The organism is Serratia bockelmannii, assembly GCF_051803255.1.
Lineage (GTDB): Bacteria > Pseudomonadota > Gammaproteobacteria > Enterobacterales > Enterobacteriaceae > Serratia > Serratia bockelmannii.
In genome coordinates, this window is record NZ_CP196512.1 from 391,892 (window position 1) to 408,486 (window position 16,595).

Annotated in this window: 16 protein-coding genes and 3 tRNA genes; 10 read left to right on the top strand and 9 right to left on the bottom strand. The window is 60.6% G+C overall.

What is annotated here, in order from left to right; all coding sequences use genetic code 11:
- Positions 1–33: 33 nt before the first annotated feature.
- The 4 genes from efp to sugE all read left to right on the top strand — a co-directional run bounded on the left by efp (position 34) and on the right by sugE (position 1,565).
- Positions 34–600: an elongation factor P gene (gene efp, locus ACSJLU_RS01790; protein WP_004929666.1), complete on the top strand. Its 567-nt coding sequence runs from the start codon at positions 34–36 to the stop codon at positions 598–600.
- A 70-nt stretch (positions 601–670) separates the two neighbouring features.
- Positions 671–802 carry an entericidin A/B family lipoprotein gene (locus ACSJLU_RS01795; protein ID WP_004929667.1) on the top strand — a complete coding sequence of 44 codons (132 nt, stop codon included), beginning with the start codon at positions 671–673 and terminating at the stop codon, positions 800–802.
- A gap of 121 nt (positions 803–923) precedes the next feature.
- Positions 924–1,055, top strand: a complete 132-nt coding sequence (locus ACSJLU_RS01800; protein WP_004929668.1) for an entericidin A/B family lipoprotein — start codon at positions 924–926, stop codon at positions 1,053–1,055.
- A 192-nt stretch (positions 1,056–1,247) separates the two neighbouring features.
- Entirely contained in the window at positions 1,248–1,565 is a 318-nt protein-coding gene (gene sugE, locus ACSJLU_RS01805; RefSeq protein ID WP_004929669.1) for a quaternary ammonium compound efflux SMR transporter SugE, read from the top strand.
- Here sugE and blc read toward each other — a convergent pair.
- The 5 genes from blc to frdA form a co-directional block, all read right to left on the bottom strand.
- Positions 1,559–2,092 (bottom strand): outer membrane lipoprotein Blc, encoded by a 534-nt coding sequence (blc, locus tag ACSJLU_RS01810; RefSeq protein WP_281041705.1) that lies wholly within the window; start codon positions 2,090–2,092, stop codon positions 1,559–1,561. The two genes, sugE and blc, sit on opposite strands and share 7 nt — an antisense overlap.
- A gap of 84 nt (positions 2,093–2,176) precedes the next feature.
- Entirely contained in the window at positions 2,177–2,536 is a 360-nt protein-coding gene (gene frdD / locus ACSJLU_RS01815; RefSeq protein WP_004929672.1) for a fumarate reductase subunit FrdD, read from the bottom strand.
- 12 nt (positions 2,537–2,548) lie between these two features.
- The gene (frdC, locus tag ACSJLU_RS01820) at positions 2,549–2,941 is read right to left on the bottom strand and encodes a fumarate reductase subunit FrdC (RefSeq protein ID WP_025305010.1); all 393 of its coding nucleotides are present in this window, start codon (positions 2,939–2,941) and stop codon (positions 2,549–2,551) included.
- 14 nt (positions 2,942–2,955) lie between these two features.
- Positions 2,956–3,690, bottom strand: a complete 735-nt coding sequence (locus ACSJLU_RS01825) for a succinate dehydrogenase/fumarate reductase iron-sulfur subunit (protein ID WP_004929676.1) — start codon at positions 3,688–3,690, stop codon at positions 2,956–2,958.
- Positions 3,683–5,479, bottom strand: coding sequence for a fumarate reductase (quinol) flavoprotein subunit (frdA, locus tag ACSJLU_RS01830; RefSeq protein ID WP_049209616.1), 1,797 nt, complete (start codon positions 5,477–5,479; stop codon positions 3,683–3,685). Before frdA ends, ACSJLU_RS01825 begins: the two co-directional genes overlap by 8 nt.
- A 385-nt stretch (positions 5,480–5,864) precedes the next feature.
- Between frdA and epmA the strand changes: the two genes are divergently transcribed.
- Positions 5,865–6,842 (top strand): elongation factor P--(R)-beta-lysine ligase, encoded by a 978-nt coding sequence (gene epmA, locus ACSJLU_RS01835; RefSeq protein ID WP_025305012.1) that lies wholly within the window; start codon positions 5,865–5,867, stop codon positions 6,840–6,842.
- A gap of 67 nt (positions 6,843–6,909) precedes the next feature.
- Here the strand turns inward: epmA and mscM are convergent, their stop codons facing one another.
- The 3 genes from mscM to rsgA form a co-directional block, all read right to left on the bottom strand.
- A complete protein-coding gene (mscM, locus tag ACSJLU_RS01840) occupies positions 6,910–10,257 on the bottom strand; it encodes a miniconductance mechanosensitive channel MscM (RefSeq protein ID WP_089181562.1) in 3,348 nt (1,115 codons plus the stop codon).
- A gap of 13 nt (positions 10,258–10,270) precedes the next feature.
- Positions 10,271–11,164: an archaetidylserine decarboxylase gene (gene asd / locus ACSJLU_RS01845; RefSeq protein ID WP_025305014.1), complete on the bottom strand. Its 894-nt coding sequence runs from the start codon at positions 11,162–11,164 to the stop codon at positions 10,271–10,273.
- 76 nt (positions 11,165–11,240) lie between these two features.
- Positions 11,241–12,290: a small ribosomal subunit biogenesis GTPase RsgA gene (gene rsgA / locus ACSJLU_RS01850; RefSeq protein ID WP_004929686.1), complete on the bottom strand. Its 1,050-nt coding sequence runs from the start codon at positions 12,288–12,290 to the stop codon at positions 11,241–11,243.
- Positions 12,291–12,535: 245 nt separating this feature from the next.
- On the opposite strand from rsgA, the gene orn reads away from it, so the two are divergent.
- The 4 genes from orn (at position 12,536) to ACSJLU_RS01870 (ending at position 13,621) form a co-directional block, all read left to right on the top strand.
- Positions 12,536–13,081, top strand: coding sequence for an oligoribonuclease (gene orn / locus ACSJLU_RS01855; protein WP_004929689.1), 546 nt, complete (start codon positions 12,536–12,538; stop codon positions 13,079–13,081).
- A 192-nt stretch (positions 13,082–13,273) separates the two neighbouring features.
- Positions 13,274–13,349, top strand: a tRNA-Gly gene (locus ACSJLU_RS01860).
- A 66-nt stretch (positions 13,350–13,415) separates the two neighbouring features.
- Positions 13,416–13,491, top strand: a tRNA-Gly gene (locus tag ACSJLU_RS01865).
- Between the two features lie 54 nt (positions 13,492–13,545).
- Positions 13,546–13,621: transfer RNA gene (locus ACSJLU_RS01870), tRNA-Gly, on the top strand.
- Positions 13,622–13,932: 311 nt separating this feature from the next.
- On the opposite strand, the gene queG is transcribed toward ACSJLU_RS01870, so the two are convergent.
- Positions 13,933–15,072, bottom strand: coding sequence for a tRNA epoxyqueuosine(34) reductase QueG (gene queG, locus ACSJLU_RS01875; RefSeq protein WP_025305015.1), 1,140 nt, complete (start codon positions 15,070–15,072; stop codon positions 13,933–13,935).
- On the opposite strand from queG, the gene nnr reads away from it, so the two are divergent.
- Entirely contained in the window at positions 15,071–16,585 is a 1,515-nt protein-coding gene (nnr, locus tag ACSJLU_RS01880) for a bifunctional ADP-dependent NAD(P)H-hydrate dehydratase/NAD(P)H-hydrate epimerase (protein WP_439041051.1), read from the top strand. The genes queG and nnr overlap by 2 nt on opposite strands.
- The last annotated feature ends 10 nt before the right edge of the window (positions 16,586–16,595 follow it).

Sequence of the window (16,595 nt, forward strand, 5' to 3'; positions counted from 1 at the left end):
TAAGCTACCAGTTCAAATATTCAGAGGGCCATCATGGCGACTTATTCTAGCAACGATTTCCGTCCGGGTCTTAAAATCATGTTCGAGGGCGAACCTTACGCCGTCGAAGCCAGTGAGTTCGTTAAGCCGGGCAAAGGCCAGGCGTTTGCGCGCGTGAAAATGCGCCGTCTGCTGACCGGCACCCGCGTGGAAAAAACCTTCAAGTCTACCGATTCTTGCGAAGGCGCAGACGTGATGGACACCAACATGAACTACCTGTACAGCGACGGTGAGTTCTACCACTTCATGCACCCTGAGTCTTTCGAACAGCATCAGGTTGACGGCAAAACCGTCGGCGACGCGGCCAAATGGCTGCAGGATAACGCAGAGTGCATCATCACCCTGTGGGATGGCCGTCCAATCGCCGTTCAGCCGCCGAACTTCATCGAAGCGGAAATCACCGATACCGATCCTGGCCTGAAAGGCGATACCGCAGGGACTGGCGGCAAGCCGGCAACCCTGAGCACCGGCGCCGTGGTGAAAGTGCCGTTGTTCGTCCAGATCGGCGAAGTGATCAAGGTTGACACTCGCTCTGGCGAATACGTCTCTCGCGTTAAATAAGTTTCAAAACAGAGGAACCCCCGCGGTTCCTCTGTTTTATCCCATCCCCGTTCGTTGGCAGAAAATCCGCATGTTCAAGAAAACGTTGTTGGCCGTGCTCTCCCTGTTGTTCCTTTTCTCCCTCAGCAGTTGCAATACGTTTCGCGGCTTCGGCGAAGACGTTCAGCATCTCGGCGGCGCCATCTCCCGCACGGCCAGCTGATCCCCGTCTTTAACCCGATGTATTTGCGCCACAAAGCCGGTCACGATCCCACACCCTCCGTCAATTTTGACTACGCTTAGAAAGCCGTACTTTTTCATCAACGACAAATAAGGACTTTCTTATGCTGAAGAAAAGTATTATCGCGATCTTCTCTTTGATGATTTTGAGCTCGCTGACCGCCTGCAATACCACCCGCGGTGTGGGTGAAGACATTCAGGCCGGCGGCAAGGCTATTCAGCGCAGCGCGGAATAATCCGCATTCCACCCGGCGGCGTTCCGGCTGCGGAGAGCCGCCACATTTCTATCCCTTGCCTGAGCGTTAACGCTGCTGCTATCCTGCCGCAGTGCGGGTGAGGTTACCCGTCATGCATCACCTCGCTAAACGGGACGACCCGTTTACGCGTCATTTTATCGGGGACGACCCCAGTGGTAGGGAGGCCGTCTCATGGCCTGGATTATTCTGCTTATCGCCGGTTTGCTCGAAGTGGTTTGGGCTATCGGTCTGAAATACACCCACGGTTTTACCCGGCTGACGCCGAGCATCATCACCATCGCCGCGATGGTGGTCAGCATGTTGCTGTTGGCCAACGCCATGAAAACGCTGCCCGCCGGCACCGCCTACGCGGTGTGGACCGGCATCGGCGCGGTGGGCGCGGCCATCATGGGCATGGTGCTGTTGGGCGAATCGACCAATATCGCGCGCATCATCAGCCTGTGCCTGATCGTGGTCGGCATACTCGGGCTGAAGTTCAGCAGTCACTGATCGGCGGACTGCTGCACCCAGATCAGCTTGTCGGTGGCGAAACCGTAGCCTTTGGCTGTCTGCAATAAACGATCGCGCACGGCGGCGTCAAGCGTCGGCGTGCGCGACAGGATCCACAGATAGTCGCGGTTCGGGCCGCAAACCAGCGCGTAGCGATACGCCGGATCCAGGGCAATCACGTTGTAGCCGCCATAGAAAGGGCCGAAGAACGACACTTTCAGCGCCGCGACTTGTGGTGAACCGATAAAGTAGGCTTTGCCTTCGCTTTCTTGCCATTGCTGTTTTTGCGCATTGAAGCCGCGATTGATGACGTTCAGCCCGCCGTCGGCGCGCGGGCTGTAATGGGCGGTCACCTGCTGCAAACCGCGTTCAAAACGATGATCCAGACGAGCGATCTCATACCAGGTACCGAGATAGCGCTGGCTGTCAAAGGGGGTCACGACCTTGATGTCTTTAGGCGGGGAGACGCTGCAGGCGACGGAGAGCAGGGCGGAAAGCATGACGCTAAGCTTTGACCATAAACGCATCGGTGACTCCTGTTTACCGGGGGCGAGTAAACAGTGTAGCCGATGAGAAAAGGGCGGCCAACGGGCGTTGGCCACCCGAGCGGTTTACAGAGTGACGACGCCGATGACGGTGACGACGCTGAGGATTGCCGCCAGACCGTAGAACACCCACTTGCCGGCCGGCACGTGGATCTTCAGATCGTGCATCGCATGGTGGATGCGGTGCAGGCCGCACCACAGCGGCAGAATGATCATCAGCAGCAGGAACAGGCGGCCGATCAGGCTCTGGCAGAACGCCAGCACGCGCTCGTAACCCAGCGCTTCACCGGGGAACAGCCCCAGCGGCAGCAGAATGCCGACCAGCAGCACGATAGCCGGCGCGACGATCGCGCCCCACATGCCGCCAGCGCCGAACAATCCCCAGAAAACCGGCTCATCGGAGCGTTTAGGTGCTTGATTTATCATGTTTCCTCCGGATTAGAACAGGGCCACGGCCAGGATGACCACGCTGACGACGATCGTGACGGCCCACAGCCCTTTCACGATGGGGCCCGGTCCCATTTTCTCGCTGTTGACCACGATATTGGCGGCCTTCGGCGCCAGATCGAACCAGGTTTTGGTGTGCAGCGCCGCCGCCAGCAATGCGACGACGTTGATTAACAGCACCAGCGGATTCTGCAAGAAACCGACGAAGCCGGCCCAGCTCTCGGCGCCGCCCTTCAGCGCGAACACGCCGTAGAGCAGCACGATGCTGAACCAGACCGCCAGCACCGAGGTGCCTTCGCGCAGCATGTAGAAACGGTAGAAGCCGAGCTTTTGCCACCAGGTGGGCGTCATGGTGCGCACATAGGGCTTACGTTGAGTTGTCATGGCAATTTTCTCCCTTATTGCGGCTTCAACATGGCGATCATGAAGTCTTTGGCGCTCTCCACCTTGCCCTGCTGGATGGCGGCGGCGGGATCGACGTGTTTCGGACAGACTTCGGAGCAATAGCCGACGAAGGTGCAGCTCCAGACGCCGTTTTGGCCGTTGAGCTGCGGCATGCGCTGTTTCTTGCCGTGGTCGCGGTTGTCCAGGTTATAGCGGTGCGCCAGCGTGATCGCCGCCGGGCCGATAAACTCGGGGTTGAGGCCGAACTGCGGGCATGCCGCGTAGCACAGGCCGCAGTTGATGCAGCCGGAGAACTGGTGGTATTTGGCCATCTGCGCCGGAGTCTGCACGTTTGGGCCATCCTCCGGTTTGCGATCGTTGCCGATGATGTACGGTTTGATCGCCTCCAGGCTTTCGATGAAGTGGGTCATGTCGACCACCAGATCGCGCTCGATCGGGAAGTTGCCCAGCGCTTCAACCTTCATGCCGCCGACGTAGTCGCGCAGGAAGGTTTTGCACGCCAACTTCGGCACGCGGTTGACCATCATGCCGCAGGAGCCGCAGATCGCCATGCGGCAAGACCAGCGGTAGGAGAGGTCCGGCGCCAGGTTATCCTTGATGTAGCCCAGCGCATCGAGCAACGAGGTCTGTTCGTCGTAAGGCACGGCGTAAGTGACGAAATGCGGCTCGGCGTCGCTTTCCGGGTTATAGCGCATGACGTCGATCTTCAGGGTTTGCATCTCAGCCATTTGCCTGCTCCTTATTCTTTTTCTCCTGCGCTTCGGCTTCTGCGCCGTAGACGCGTTTGGCCGGCGGCAGCTTGGTAATTTTCACGTCGCTGTATTCGAGACGCGGCGCGCCCTGCGGGTTATGGAACGCCAGCGTATGCTTGAGGAAGTTGACGTCGTCACGCTCGGTGCAGCCTTCGTCCAGGCGCTGGTGGGCGCCGCGCGACTCTTTGCGGTTAAACGCGGAGTGCGCCATGCATTCGGCGACGTCCAGGCCATAGCCCAGCTCGATGGTGTACAGCAGATCGGTATTGAAGACGCTGGTGTTGTCGGTGATGTTGACGCGCTTGAAACGCTCTTTCAGCTCGGCCAGCTTATCGATGGTTTTTTGCATCAGCTCCGGCGTGCGGTAGATGCCGCAGCCTTCTTCCATCGACAGCCCCATTTCGTCGCGGATCTTCGCCCAGTTTTCGTTGCCTTCCTGCTTCATCAGGTTGCTCAGGCGGGTTTCGACGTCGCGGGTTTGCGCATCCAGCGCGCTGCCGTTGGCCGGCGCGGTCTCGAGCGCGCGGCGCGCGGCGTGTTCACCGGCGACGCGGCCGAACACTACCAGTTCCGCCAGCGAGTTGGAGCCGAGGCGGTTGGCGCCGTGCAGGCCGACGGAGGAGCACTCGCCGACCGCGAACAGCCCCTTGATGCGGGTTTCACAGTTCTGGTCGGTTTCAATGCCGCCCATAGTGTAGTGCGCGGTAGGGCGCACCGGGATCGGATCTTTCACCGGATCGACGCCGACGTAGGCCTTGGCCAGTTCGCAGATGAACGGCAGCCGCTCCAGCAGCTTTTTCTCGCCCAGGTGGCGCAGATCGAGGTAGACCACGTCGCCGCGTGGGGTGGCGATGGTGCGGCCGGCGCGCCATTCATGCCAGAAGGCCTGGGACACTTTATCGCGCGGGCCCAGCTCCATGTATTTGTTCTTCGGCTCGCCCAGCGGGGTTTCCGGGCCCATGCCGTAGTCTTGCAGGTAACGGTAGCCGTCTTTGTTCACCAGGATGCCACCTTCGCCGCGACAGCCCTCGGTCATCAGGATGCCGGAACCGGGCAGGCCGGTCGGATGATACTGCACGAACTCCATGTCGCGCAGCGGTACGCCGTGGTGGAACGCCATGCCCATGCCGTCGCCGGTAACGATGCCCCCGTTGGTGTTGTAGCGATAAACGCGCCCGGCGCCGCCGGTGGCCATCACCACCGCGTTGGCGCGGATCTGCACGCGGGTGCCTTCCATCATGTTGAGCGCCACCAGGCCGCGCGCCTGGCCGTCATCCACCAGGATATCCAGCACGAAGTGCTCGTCGAAGCGTTGGATCTGCGGGTATTTCAGCGAGGTTTGGAACAGGGTGTGCAGCATGTGGAAGCCGGTCTTGTCGGCGGCGAACCAGGTGCGTTCGATCTTCATGCCGCCGAAGCGCCGCACGTTGACCGACCCGTCCGGTTTGCGGCTCCACGGGCAGCCCCATTGCTCAAGCTGGGTCATCTCGCGCGGGCACTGATGCACGAAGTGATCGACCACGTCCTGCTCGCACAACCAGTCGCCGCCGGCGACGGTGTCGTTGAAGTGGTAGTCGAAGGTATCGTGATCCTGGGTGACGGCGGCGGAGCCCCCCTCGGCGGCGACCGTGTGGCTGCGCATCGGATAGACCTTAGAGATCAGCGCGATTTTCAGTTGGGGATTGGCTTCCGCTGCGGCTATTGCTGCACGTAAACCAGCGCCCCCGGCCCCAATAATGGCAAGATCGGCGTTAAAGGTTTGCACTGCATTCCTCCAATGTTCTTGTTAAGAACGGCAAGTTAAATATCTATGCTTAAAATTTAGCGAACTCTTCGGGTGCTAACTAATTGAACCGATTAATGTTGCTTAAAGGTTAAGGATAGATATCTCCCACCAATAATGGGGAATTAACTATACCTAAAGTTAAGTAGTCGAAATTTGATGTGATCGATTGTTTTGTCGATTAACGCTCGACCAACAGGCTTGCCTGTTTTTTTGCGCGTTTGGCCTGCTTTACCCTTTTTAACGCGCTTTTGCCGCCCATTTATCGGAAATTGGCGTTATGGACGGTTGTGCATCGTGAAGAATTTGTTTGGCTGCAAGGATGCGAGTAGACTGCATCCCCTGTTTGATTTCGGAGTTAATTACCATGAGCGAAACGGCAAGCTGGCAGCCTAGTGCACCCATCGCCAATTTGTTGAAACGCGCAGCGATTCTGGCTGAGATCCGGCGTTTCTTCGCCGATCGTGGCGTGCTGGAAGTTGAGACGCCCACCATGAGCCAGGCGACGGTCACCGACGTTCACCTGTTCCCGTTCGAGACGCGTTTCGTCGGGCCGGGGGCGGCAGAGGGCCTGACGCTATACATGATGACCAGCCCGGAATATCACATGAAGCGCCTGTTGGCGGCGGGCAGCGGCCCGATCTACCAAATGGGGCGCAGCTTCCGCAATGAAGAAGCCGGGCGGCATCACAACCCGGAATTCACCATGCTGGAGTGGTACCGTCCGCACTACGACATGTACCGCCTGATGAACGAGGTGGACGATCTGCTGCAACAGGTGCTGGACTGCGAGAGCGCGGAGACCCTGTCCTATCAGCAGGCGTTCCTGCGCCATCTGGACATCGATCCGCTGTCGGCGGAGAAGGCGCAGCTGCGTGAAGCGGCAGCCAAACTCGATCTGAGCAACATCGCCGATACCGAAGAAGACCGTGATACGTTGTTGCAGCTGCTGTTCACCGTGGGCGTGGAGCCGCATATCGGCCGTGAAAAACCGGCGTTCGTGTACCACTTCCCGGCCAGCCAGGCGGCGCTGGCGGAGATCAGCACCGAAGACCACCGCGTGGCGGAGCGTTTCGAGGTGTATTTCAAGGGCATTGAGCTGGCGAACGGTTTCCGCGAGCTGACCGACGGCCGTGAACAACAGCAGCGCTTCGAGCAGGACAACCGCAAACGTGCGGAGCGCGGCCTGCCGCAGCAGCCGATCGACTACAACCTGTTGGCGGCGTTGCAGCACGGCATGCCGGAATGCTCCGGCGTGGCGCTGGGCGTGGATCGCCTGGTGATGCTGGCGCTGGGCGCCGAGAGCCTGAGCGAAGTTTTAGCCTTCCCAGTCGGGATCGCCTGAGTTTCAGGCGGTAAGAAAAGCAAAAAAGGCCGGCATTTGCCGGCCCTTTTTTTATCGCGAGAAACGCTTACAGCCCCCCGGCGTCGCGCTTGGTGTTCGGCGCCGGCGTGGACGGCGGCGTACGGCCGTTGTTGGTCAACCGCGACAGCGTCTCGGTGCGCACCTGGAACGGCGGGTACGGCAGCGTGATGCCGTGCTCGCGGTAGCCCGCCAAGATCAACTGGTGGATCTCGTGACGCAGCGGCATACGGTGGCCCATCTCGGCGGCGTAAATACGCATCTCGAAGATCTGGATGCCCTGTTGCAGATCGACCAGGTAAACCTCCGGCGCCGGGTTATCCAGCACCAGCGAGCAGCGCTCGGCGGCGTTCATCAGGATCTTGGTCACTTCTTCGCTGTTGGCTTCGCCCGGCGCCGGTACGGTCAGCACCACACGGGTCAGGGTGTCGGACAGCGACCAGTTGACGAACTGTTCGGTGATGAAGGCTTTGTTCGGCACGATGATCTCTTTGCGGTCCCAGTCCGAGATGGTGGTGGCGCGGGTGTTGATCTTGGTGACGGTACCGGTCAGGTTGCGGATCGTCACGGTGTCGCCGATGCGGATCGGTTTCTCGAACAGGATGATCAGGCCGGAGATGAAGTTGGAGAAGATCTCCTGCATGCCGAAGCCCAACCCCAGACTGAGCGCGGTAACCACCCACTGCAGTTTCGACCATTCGATGCCGATCCAGGCGAAGCTGAGCACCGCGCCGAACACCAGCAACAGGTACTTGGTGATGGTGGTAATGGCGTAGCCGGTGCCCGGCGTCAGATCCAGGTGCTGCAGCACTGCCAACTCCAGCAGCGCCGGCAGGTTGCGCACCAGCTGCATGGTGATGATCAACACCAGAATGGCGATCAGAACCGCGCCGAGAGTGATTGGATGGGCGGTTTCCACGCCGTTCACCGTCGAGGTCACGTCCCACAGCGAGATGTTTTCCAGGAAGGCGAACGCGGAGTGGATCTCCGACCACAGCACGATCACCGACACCAGCGCGATCAGCGTCAGGATCGAGCGCACCAGCCGCAGCGACTGGGCGCTGATGGTGTCCAGATCGAAGTCCGAATCGTCCGGATCGATGGCGCCTTCAGTGCTGTTCGGGGTGTGCGAGGTTTCGTCTTCGCCGCGGGCGCGCTGGGCCAGGATGTCGGCGCGGCGCTGTTTGGCGCGATCGAAGGCGATGCGCCGCCGTTGGATCAGCATCCAGCGGCGGATGATGTGGTAGATGACCAGCAGCAGGAACCAGATCGCTACCGAGGTTTCCAGGCGCGCCAACAGCGCCTGCGCGGTGGTGAGGTAACCGACGGTCGAGGCCAGTGCTGCCAATAGCGGCGCCGACAGCAGCAGCCCCCAGAAGGCGCTGTTGAGCATGTTGTCGCCGGAGCCGTTTTTATCCAGATACAGCGGGATACCGGCGCGCTTCAGGCTGTGGGTGACCAGCGCCAGCGCCAGACACAGCAGGATGAAGCACAGCCGTCCCAGCGTGTTGGCGAACTCGCGTTCTTTCAGGCTATCGAAAGTGATCAGCGCCATGATCAGCGGCACGATCAGCCAGATCGACATCTTGTAGTAGCGCATGGCGCGCGAAACCTGCTTCGCCGGCCAGCGGAAGTGCACGATGAACAGCCCCTGAGGGTGGGCGAAGGCGGCGCAGATCATGCAGATCCACAGGATCGGCAGCGTGGCGGTCACCCCTTTGCCGATCGCTTCCGCCACCGGGTAGTTCCAGGCGCTCTGCAGGCCGTAACCGAGCGCGGCCCACAGCACTGGCAGCGGCATCGCCACCAGAATCGACCAGAATACGGTGCGCACCGTCAGGAAGAATTCGTCCTGCGTCACCTTGCCGACGCGGCTGCTGGCGCGCTCGAGGAAGGCGTGATAGTGCTTGCGCGAACTGATGCTGAAAATCACCAGCAGCAGGGCGCCGAAGATCGGGATCAGCGTTTCGCGGCTGGTCACCATCATCATGAAGGCGCCGCCGAGCTGCGACAGCGTGTCCAGCGACAGGACGCGGGTCAGATCGTGCGCCACGTTGAGCGGGTAGGAAAAGTTGATCGGATTAACGTCCGGCACCCAGAACAGATAGCGGTGGGTGGCGTCGCGGATCTCGTTCAACGCTTCGATCAGCTGGGTGTTGGCCACCTTCAGCTTGGTCAGCTCGAGGATTTGGGTGTCGCAACCGGACAGCAACGAGTTGAGCAGTTCGCGCTGGGTGCGCAGCTGAGCATCGACGATGCGCTGCTCTTGGTTGGTCAGCGCGCTGCCGTCGTCGCGTTTGAATTCGCGCTGCGACAGTTTTTCCAGTTGATTTTCAAACTGCAGGCGCTGCACGCGCAGCTGGGCCATGTCGCCGTCCAGCTGTTGCGGCTTGGGCATTTCCGGCAGCGTTGCCACCTGGGCGCGCAGGGTTTCCCCTAACGCCGACGACGAGCCGAGCCACTGGGCCTGTTCGATGATGGTGCTCAGCGCCTGGCGCACCTGCAGCGTCTGCGCCGCCGCCTGCCGCTGCTGCGATGAAATCAGATCCATGCGCTGCGCCTGGCTGTTCAGCGCGGCGGACAGTTCGCGGTTGATCTGCAGCTGTTGGCTGAGGCTTTTTGGCAAATCGCCGTTCTGCTCGGCCAGCTGCTCGGTTTTTTCCAGCGCCAGTTCCGCTTCGCGTTGGCGCTGGGCGTTGAGGTTGTTGCGCAGCGCCTGCAGCTGAATGTCTATTTTCTCGTGGCGCTTTTTATAGACCTCGGCGCGCATGCGCGCCAGCTCCTGACGGTTGTTGGCCGACAGCTGCGCCAGCTCCAGCTCGTCTACTTTGGCTTTGCGCGCCGCGGCTTCGGTCTGCAGCAGGGCCAGGGCGGCCTGCGCGTACGGGGTGGTCGGGTTGGCGGGCTGCGCCTGCAGACGGCGCTGCACTTCGGTCAGCGCGCGGCGGGCGTCGGTCTGCTGCTGCGGCAGCTGGCCGAGCGAATCGCTGATTTCCCGCGTGCGATCCTGCTCTTGCTGCAGCAGGCGCGCCTGTTCCAGCAGCAGGCTGCTGGTTTGCAGAATCTGCTGTTCCAGCTCGGCGGCCGGCAGATCGTCGCCGTTCGGCAGGATCTTGTTGCTTTCCAGCACCAGCTGACGGCGCAGCTCCTGCGTCATCTTCGGGAAATCGTCGATCACCCTCTGATACTGCTCGGAGCGAGTCTGCGACTCTTTACGCTCCGTCAGCCAGTTGAGGGCGCTTTGCAGCGCCTCGGTGGTTTCCGCCTGATTCGGCGCGTTTTTGCTGCTTTCCGCCTGCTTCAGCTCCTGTTTGAGCTGGTTCTCGGTCGGCACGGGGGCGGCCAGCGCCGGTTGCCACAGCAGGCAACCGAGCAAAAGCGTGATGATCAGGCGCACGGCGTCGATTCCTTTAGAGCGGGGTCTGTGGTGTTTCAGCGGCGGCCGGGATTTCGGCGAAGGCCTCACCCATGCGGGTGACGGTGCCGTTATGCAGCTGCGGCGCAAACTGCACGCTGCCTGCGGTAAACAGGTTGATCACCGTGGAGCCGAGTTTGAAACGGCCCATCTCGGCGCCTTTTTCCAGCGCGATGGCGCCTTCTTCGCCGGCGGCCGGGTAGGTCCAGCGTTTGATGATGCCTTCGCGCGGCGGCGTGACGGTGCCGGCCCAGATGGTTTCGATGCTGCCGACGATGGTGGCGCCGACCAGGATTTGCACCATCGGCCCGATGTCAGTGTCGAATACGCAGATCACGCGCTCGTTGCGAGCGAACAGGTTAGGCACGTTGGCGGCGGTGAGCGGGTTGACCGAGAACAGATCGCCCGGCACATAGATCATTTCGCGCAGTACGCCGGCGCACGGCATGTGTACGCGGTGATAGTCGCGCGGTGCCAGGTAGGTAGTGGCGAACAGGCCGTTGCGGAACGGCTCGGCCAACAGGTAGTTGCCGGCCAGCAGTGCTTCCAGGCTGTAGTGGTGGCCTTTGGCCTGGAAGATTTGATCCTCGCGGATCGGGCCGAGCTGGCTGATGGCGCCATCGGCAGGCAGCGCCAGCCAGTTGGCGTCGGCGATGATCGGGCGCGCGCCATCGCGCAGCGGGCGCACGAAGAAGTCGTTGAAGGTGGCGTAAGACGTCAGGTCCGGGTTTTGCGCTTCCTGCATGTCCACGCGGTAGTAGCGGGCGAAGGTTTTGACCACCAGTTGGGTCAGCCAGCCTGCCTGTTTGTCGGCGCCCCAGCCCGCCAGGCGGGTCAGCGCCAGCTTCGGTAGCCAATATTGCAGTTTAATCTTGATGCTATCCAGCACGTTAACCTCGTGAATCAGGGTAAAGGGCGCGCATTGTAACGAGGGCCTCGCCGTCGTCAATGCTCGCCCGTCAGTGTCAGTCTGCGGCGTCCGTGAAGTTCTTGCGAACCTTCACCTGAGCCATGCTTTCCAGAATGCGGTGATAGTTGTCGAAACGCTCTTCCGCGATATCGCCTTTCTCCATCGCCGCGCGGATGGCGCAGCCGGGATCGGTATCGTGGCGGCAGTCGCGGAATTTGCAACCGCCTAAATAATCACGGAATTCGACAAAGCCGCGGGTGATTTGTTCCGGCTCCAGGTGCCACAGGCCAAACTCGCGCACCCCCGGGGAGTCGATCACGTCGCCACCGTGCTGGAAATGGTACAGCCGCGCGGCGGTGGTGGTATGTTGCCCGAGGCCCGAGACGTCGGAAACCTGATTTACCAGAATTTGCTCTTCAGACGGCGGCAGCAGCGCGTTCAGCAGGCTGGACTTGCCGACTCCCGACTGGCCGGCGAAGATGCTGATGCGCCCGGCGAGCGCCTGTTCGAATTCCGCCATGCCTTCCCGCGTCTGGCTGGAGACTTCCAGCACCCGGTAGCCAATCTTGCGATAGATATCCATCATGCCGTCGACCAGCTTGCGCGCTTCGGCGTCCAGCAGGTCAATTTTGTTGAGCACGATCAGCGGCTCGACTTCGAGCGTTTCGCAGGCCACCAGATAGCGGTCGATGATGTTCAGCGACAGCTCGGGCAGGATCGCCGACACGATGACGATCTGATTGATATTGGCGGCGATCGGTTTCACGCCGTCGTAGAAGTCCGGGCGCGTCAGCACCGAGGTGCGCTCGTGCACCGCTTCCACAATGCCTTTTACCCCTTCATGGGTGCCCAGGCCGGGGCGCCACACCACGCGATCGCCGGTGACCAGCGAACGCAGCGTGCGGCGGATATTGCAGCGGTGCTGAGTGCCATCCGGCGCCTCAACGTCGGCGTGCATGCCGAAACGGCTGATGACGACGCCTTCCTGCGGCTCGCCCAGTTGGGAATCATCCGGTTCCGGTTTGTTATCAGCGCGTTTCAGACGGCGCTGATGGTTCGCCTGCACGCGGCGTTGCTGACCTTTGGACAGTTTGTTCTTACTCACTGCGCCTCACTTGAATCGGTTTTATACCTTTACGTATACGCACAGCTGCGGCGAGGGACTAGCCCCGGGCGCAGCCTTGAACCCGTCAGGGTATATGTCGCCGATGGCGACCAAAAAGACTATGATACACGCTATTTTATATTAAATAACCGTTGTTAGCCGCCGGCTGCGGCGCGTTGCCACCGGCGGCGCCCGTCGTCTCGTCCGCACAGCGTTTTTCTCTCGGCTTTTAGGCAGGAAACATCATGACAGGAAACGAAAATAACCTGATTTGGATCGATTTGGAGATGACCGGGCTGGATCCCGAGCGTGACCGCATTATCGAGATCGCCACGCTGGTCACCGACGCCAACCTGAACATCCTGGCGGAAGGGCCGGTGATCGCCGTGCACCAATCCGACGAGCAGCTGGCCTTGATGGACGAGTGGAACGTGCGCACCCATACCGGCAGCGGGCTGGTGGAGCGGGTGAAAGCCAGCCGCCAGGACGATCGCGCCGCTGAGCTGGAAACGATAGCCTTCCTGCAGCAGTGGGTACCGGCCGGCAAATCGCCGATCTGCGGCAACAGCGTGGGCCAGGATCGCCGTTTCTTGTTCCGTTATATGCCGGAGCTGGAGGCCTACTTCCATTACCGCTATCTGGACGTCAGCACGCTGAAGGAGCTGGCGCGCCGTTGGAAGCCTGAAATTCTCGGCGGCTTTAAGAAGCAGGGCACCCATCAGGCGCTGGATGACATCCGTGAATCGGTGGCCGAACTGGCTTATTACCGCGAACATTTCATTCAGCTTTAAGGCGATGACGGCCCCTGCGGGGAAAAAACGCCGTTTTTAGCCGCTTAATTCGCCAATCTGGCGCTTTAATCGGCAATCAAACAAAAATCGCGTTTTTTTGCTTTCAGGGGCTTGCGACAAAAAGGATTTCTCGTATAATGCGCACCCCGTACCGATGAAGAATTTCGTAACGTTCCACCATCGATACGCCGGGCGGGAATAGCTCAGTTGGTAGAGCACGACCTTGCCAAGGTCGGGGTCGCGAGTTCGAGTCTCGTTTCCCGCTCCAAATTCAACAATGTCGCGATGCGGCATGATGAATAAATAAAGCAGTATCAAGCAGTACCTATGCGACGCGGGAATAGCTCAGTTGGTAGAGCGCAACCTTGCCAAGGTTGAGGTCGCGAGTTCGAGCCTCGTTTCCCGCTCCAAAAATTCAAAGGTCACGCCAGTGTTTGGTGGCCGGATGCCAAAAGCATCTCAATGCGGGAATAGCTCAGTTGGTAGAGCACGACCTTGCCAAGGTCGGGGTCGCGAGTTCGAGTCTCGTTTCCCGCTCCAATTTTCTCTTCGTTTCAAACTCAAATCCAACGCCTTATTCGGCGCGGGTTTTTGTCCCGTTTTACACGCCTGGTAAAAATGTTGTAAACAGAGTTATCCACAGCCTCTGTACATAAACTCGCCTGACTGAAAAATCAACGTCATACAAATTAAATATTTATCTATTTGATTTATATGCTTATTTATTTATCCCAAAACGTTATGCCGATCACTTGCTCTTTTTGTTGCAGTTGAAAGACAACGTGTTTTTATTTTTATGCACAAATCCACAGAGTGAGTCTTCCGGCGATTCGCCTGAATGGCGTACGCCGTCAGGCATCCCTTGGCAAACCTTTTTCCACAGCCCGTATCAGCCGCTTTTTCTGCGCCGTCTGCACCTCGATACCCTGCGCTTCGCGGCGAGCGAGCTGTTGCGCCAGCGCCCAGTGGATATGTTCGTCCAGCATGGCGTCTTGGCCCAAACGCGTGCGCAGTGCGAGCACGATGCTGTCCTCGTAGGGCGCATTGCCCAGCGCCACGGCGATATTGCGCAGCCAGCGCAGGTGGCCGATGCGGCGTATCGCCGAGCCTTCGGTGATGCGCAGGAATTTTTCTTCCGTCCAGTTGAACAGATCGAGCAGCTGCGGCGCATGCAGCGCGGCGCGGGGGCTGAAATCGTCTTCGTCGGTGAGCTGAGAAAAGCGGTTCCACGGGCAAATCAGCTGGCAGTCGTCGCAGCCGTAGATGCGGTTGCCGAGCAGCGGACGGAATTCTTCCGGGATCGCGCCTTCCAGCTCGATGGTTAGGTAGGAGATGCAGCGCCGGGCATCGACGGTGTAGGGCGCGACGATGGCGCCGGTCGGGCAGGTGGTGATGCAGGCAACGCAGCGGCCGCACTGCTCTTCCTGCGGCTGATCCACCGGCAATGGCAGGTCGATCAGCAGTTCGCCGAGGAAAAACCACGACCCGGCTTCACGGTTGAGAATTAGTGAGTGTTTACCAACCCAGCCAATGCCCGCTTTGGCGGCCAGCGCGCGCTCCATCACCGGCGCAGAATCGACAAAGGGGCGAAAATTCAACTCGCCGCAGTATTCCTGGATCTGATCGCCCAGCTTTTTCAGACGCTGGCGCAACAGCTTGTGATAATCGCGCCCCAGCGCATAGCGGCTGACGTAGCCCAATTGCGGGTTCTGCAGGGTGCTGGCGAACGCCGCCTTGGCCGGCAGGTAGTTCATGCGCACGCTGATCACCCGCAGCGTGCCCGGCAACAGCTCGTGAGGGCGTGCGCGCAGCATGCCGTGGCGCGCCATCCATTCCATCTCGCCGTGGTACTGTTTGTCGAGCCAGGCCTGCAGCTTCGGCTCTTCCAGGCTGAGATCGGTATCGCAGATGCCAACCTGCTGGAATCCTAGCGATTGCCCCCATTGCTTGATATGTTGGGCGAGTTGATGGAGATCGAGGGGGTGCGTCATGACGGGCCACAGTGAAAAAGCATACGCTGACAGTTTACCACACTCTGTCTGGCCTGCGGATTGGATCCGTCGTTCGGAACCTGCGGCGGCGGCCTCGCTCGGTCTTTCTCTTTACGATTTAATGCTGCGCGCCGGTCAGGCGGCCTACGTACTGGCGCGCGACACTTATCCCTCCTGCAACCACTGGCTGGTGCTCTGTGGCCACGGCAACAACGGCGGCGACGGCTATGTGGTGGCGCGTTTGGCGAAGGCGGCGGGCGTGCAGGTGACGGTGATCGCCTGCGAAGGCGCACGCCCTTTGCCGCCGGAGGCCGCAGCGGCCCGCGAGGCCTGGCTGGCTGCCGGCGGCGACATTCTGCCGGCGAACAGCCGCTGGCCGGCGTCTGTTTCGCTCATCATTGATGGCCTGCTAGGCACCGGCCTGGGCAGCGCGCCGCGTGCGCCCTACGACGCGCTGATCGAGGCCGTCAACCGCCATTCGGCGCCGGTGGTGGCGCTCGATATCCCGTCCGGCCTGCTGGCGGAAAGTGGCGCGACGCCGGGCCCGGTCGTGCGTGCCGCGCACACCATCACGTTCATTGGCCTCAAGCCGGGTTTGCTGACCGGGCAGGCGCGCGACTGGGTCGGGCAACTTCATCAGAATACGCTAGGCTTATCGGATTGGCTGGCGAAGCAACCGGAGCAGATTCAGCGGCTTACCGCCGAGGTGTTACCGCGCTGGCTGCATCCGCGTCGTCCCTGTGCCCATAAAGGCGAGCATGGCCGTCTGCTGTTGGTGGGCGGCGATCGCGGGTTCGGTGGCGCCATTCGCATGGCGGCGGAAGCGGCGCTGCGCAGCGGGGCGGGATTGGTGCGAGTGCTTACTCACATTGAGCACGTCGCACCGCTGCTGGCGGCCCGGCCGGAGCTGATGGCGCAGGCGCTGGACGAGGCGACGCTGCGGCAGGCGATGCAATGGGCGGATGTGCTGGTGATTGGCCCGGGGCTGGGCCAGGCTGAATGGGGCAAAAACGCCTTGAACGTGCTGCAAACCAGCGATAAACCGGCCTTGTGGGACGCCGATGCGCTGAACTTGCTGGCATTAAATCCCGAGAAACGGCAGAATCGCGTGATGACTCCGCATCCTGGAGAGGCTGCGCGGCTGTTGAGCTGCAGCACTGTCGACATCGAGAGTGATCGCTTACTTGCCGTGTGCAAGCTGACGGCACGCTACGGCGGCGTGGCGGTGCTAAAAGGCGCCGGTACGCTGATCGCCGATGAGCAGGGGCAGATGGCGATCGCCGACGTCGGCAACGCCGGCATGGCCTCCGGCGGCATGGGCGATGTGCTGTCGGGCATCATCGGCGGTTTGCTGGCGCAAAAGCTCTCGCTGTATGATGCCGCCTGTGCGGGCTGCGTCGTACACGGCGCGGCCGGCGATCGCGTAGCGGAAAGACAAGGAACAAGAGGCATGTTGGCGACCGATTTACTGCCGGACATCCTTCATTTCGTTAACCCTGAGTGGGCAAAATAGACTTTATCGA

Coding starts and splice junctions, on each gene's coding strand:
- efp (WP_004929666.1), top strand. CDS start 34: ATGGCGACTTATTCTAGCAACGATTTCCGTCCGGGTCTTAAAATCATG.
- ACSJLU_RS01795 (WP_004929667.1), top strand. CDS start 671: ATGTTCAAGAAAACGTTGTTGGCCGTGCTCTCCCTGTTGTTCCTTTTC.
- ACSJLU_RS01800 (WP_004929668.1), top strand. CDS start 924: ATGCTGAAGAAAAGTATTATCGCGATCTTCTCTTTGATGATTTTGAGC.
- sugE (WP_004929669.1), top strand. CDS start 1,248: ATGGCCTGGATTATTCTGCTTATCGCCGGTTTGCTCGAAGTGGTTTGG.
- blc (WP_281041705.1), bottom strand. CDS start 2,092: ATGCGTTTATGGTCAAAGCTTAGCGTCATGCTTTCCGCCCTGCTCTCC.
- frdD (WP_004929672.1), bottom strand. CDS start 2,536: ATGATAAATCAAGCACCTAAACGCTCCGATGAGCCGGTTTTCTGGGGA.
- frdC (WP_025305010.1), bottom strand. CDS start 2,941: ATGACAACTCAACGTAAGCCCTATGTGCGCACCATGACGCCCACCTGG.
- ACSJLU_RS01825 (WP_004929676.1), bottom strand. CDS start 3,690: ATGGCTGAGATGCAAACCCTGAAGATCGACGTCATGCGCTATAACCCG.
- epmA (WP_025305012.1), top strand. CDS start 5,865: ATGAGCGAAACGGCAAGCTGGCAGCCTAGTGCACCCATCGCCAATTTG.
- orn (WP_004929689.1), top strand. CDS start 12,536: ATGACAGGAAACGAAAATAACCTGATTTGGATCGATTTGGAGATGACC.
- nnr (WP_439041051.1), top strand. CDS start 15,071: ATGACGGGCCACAGTGAAAAAGCATACGCTGACAGTTTACCACACTCT.
- queG (WP_025305015.1), bottom strand. CDS start 15,072: ATGACGCACCCCCTCGATCTCCATCAACTCGCCCAACATATCAAGCAA.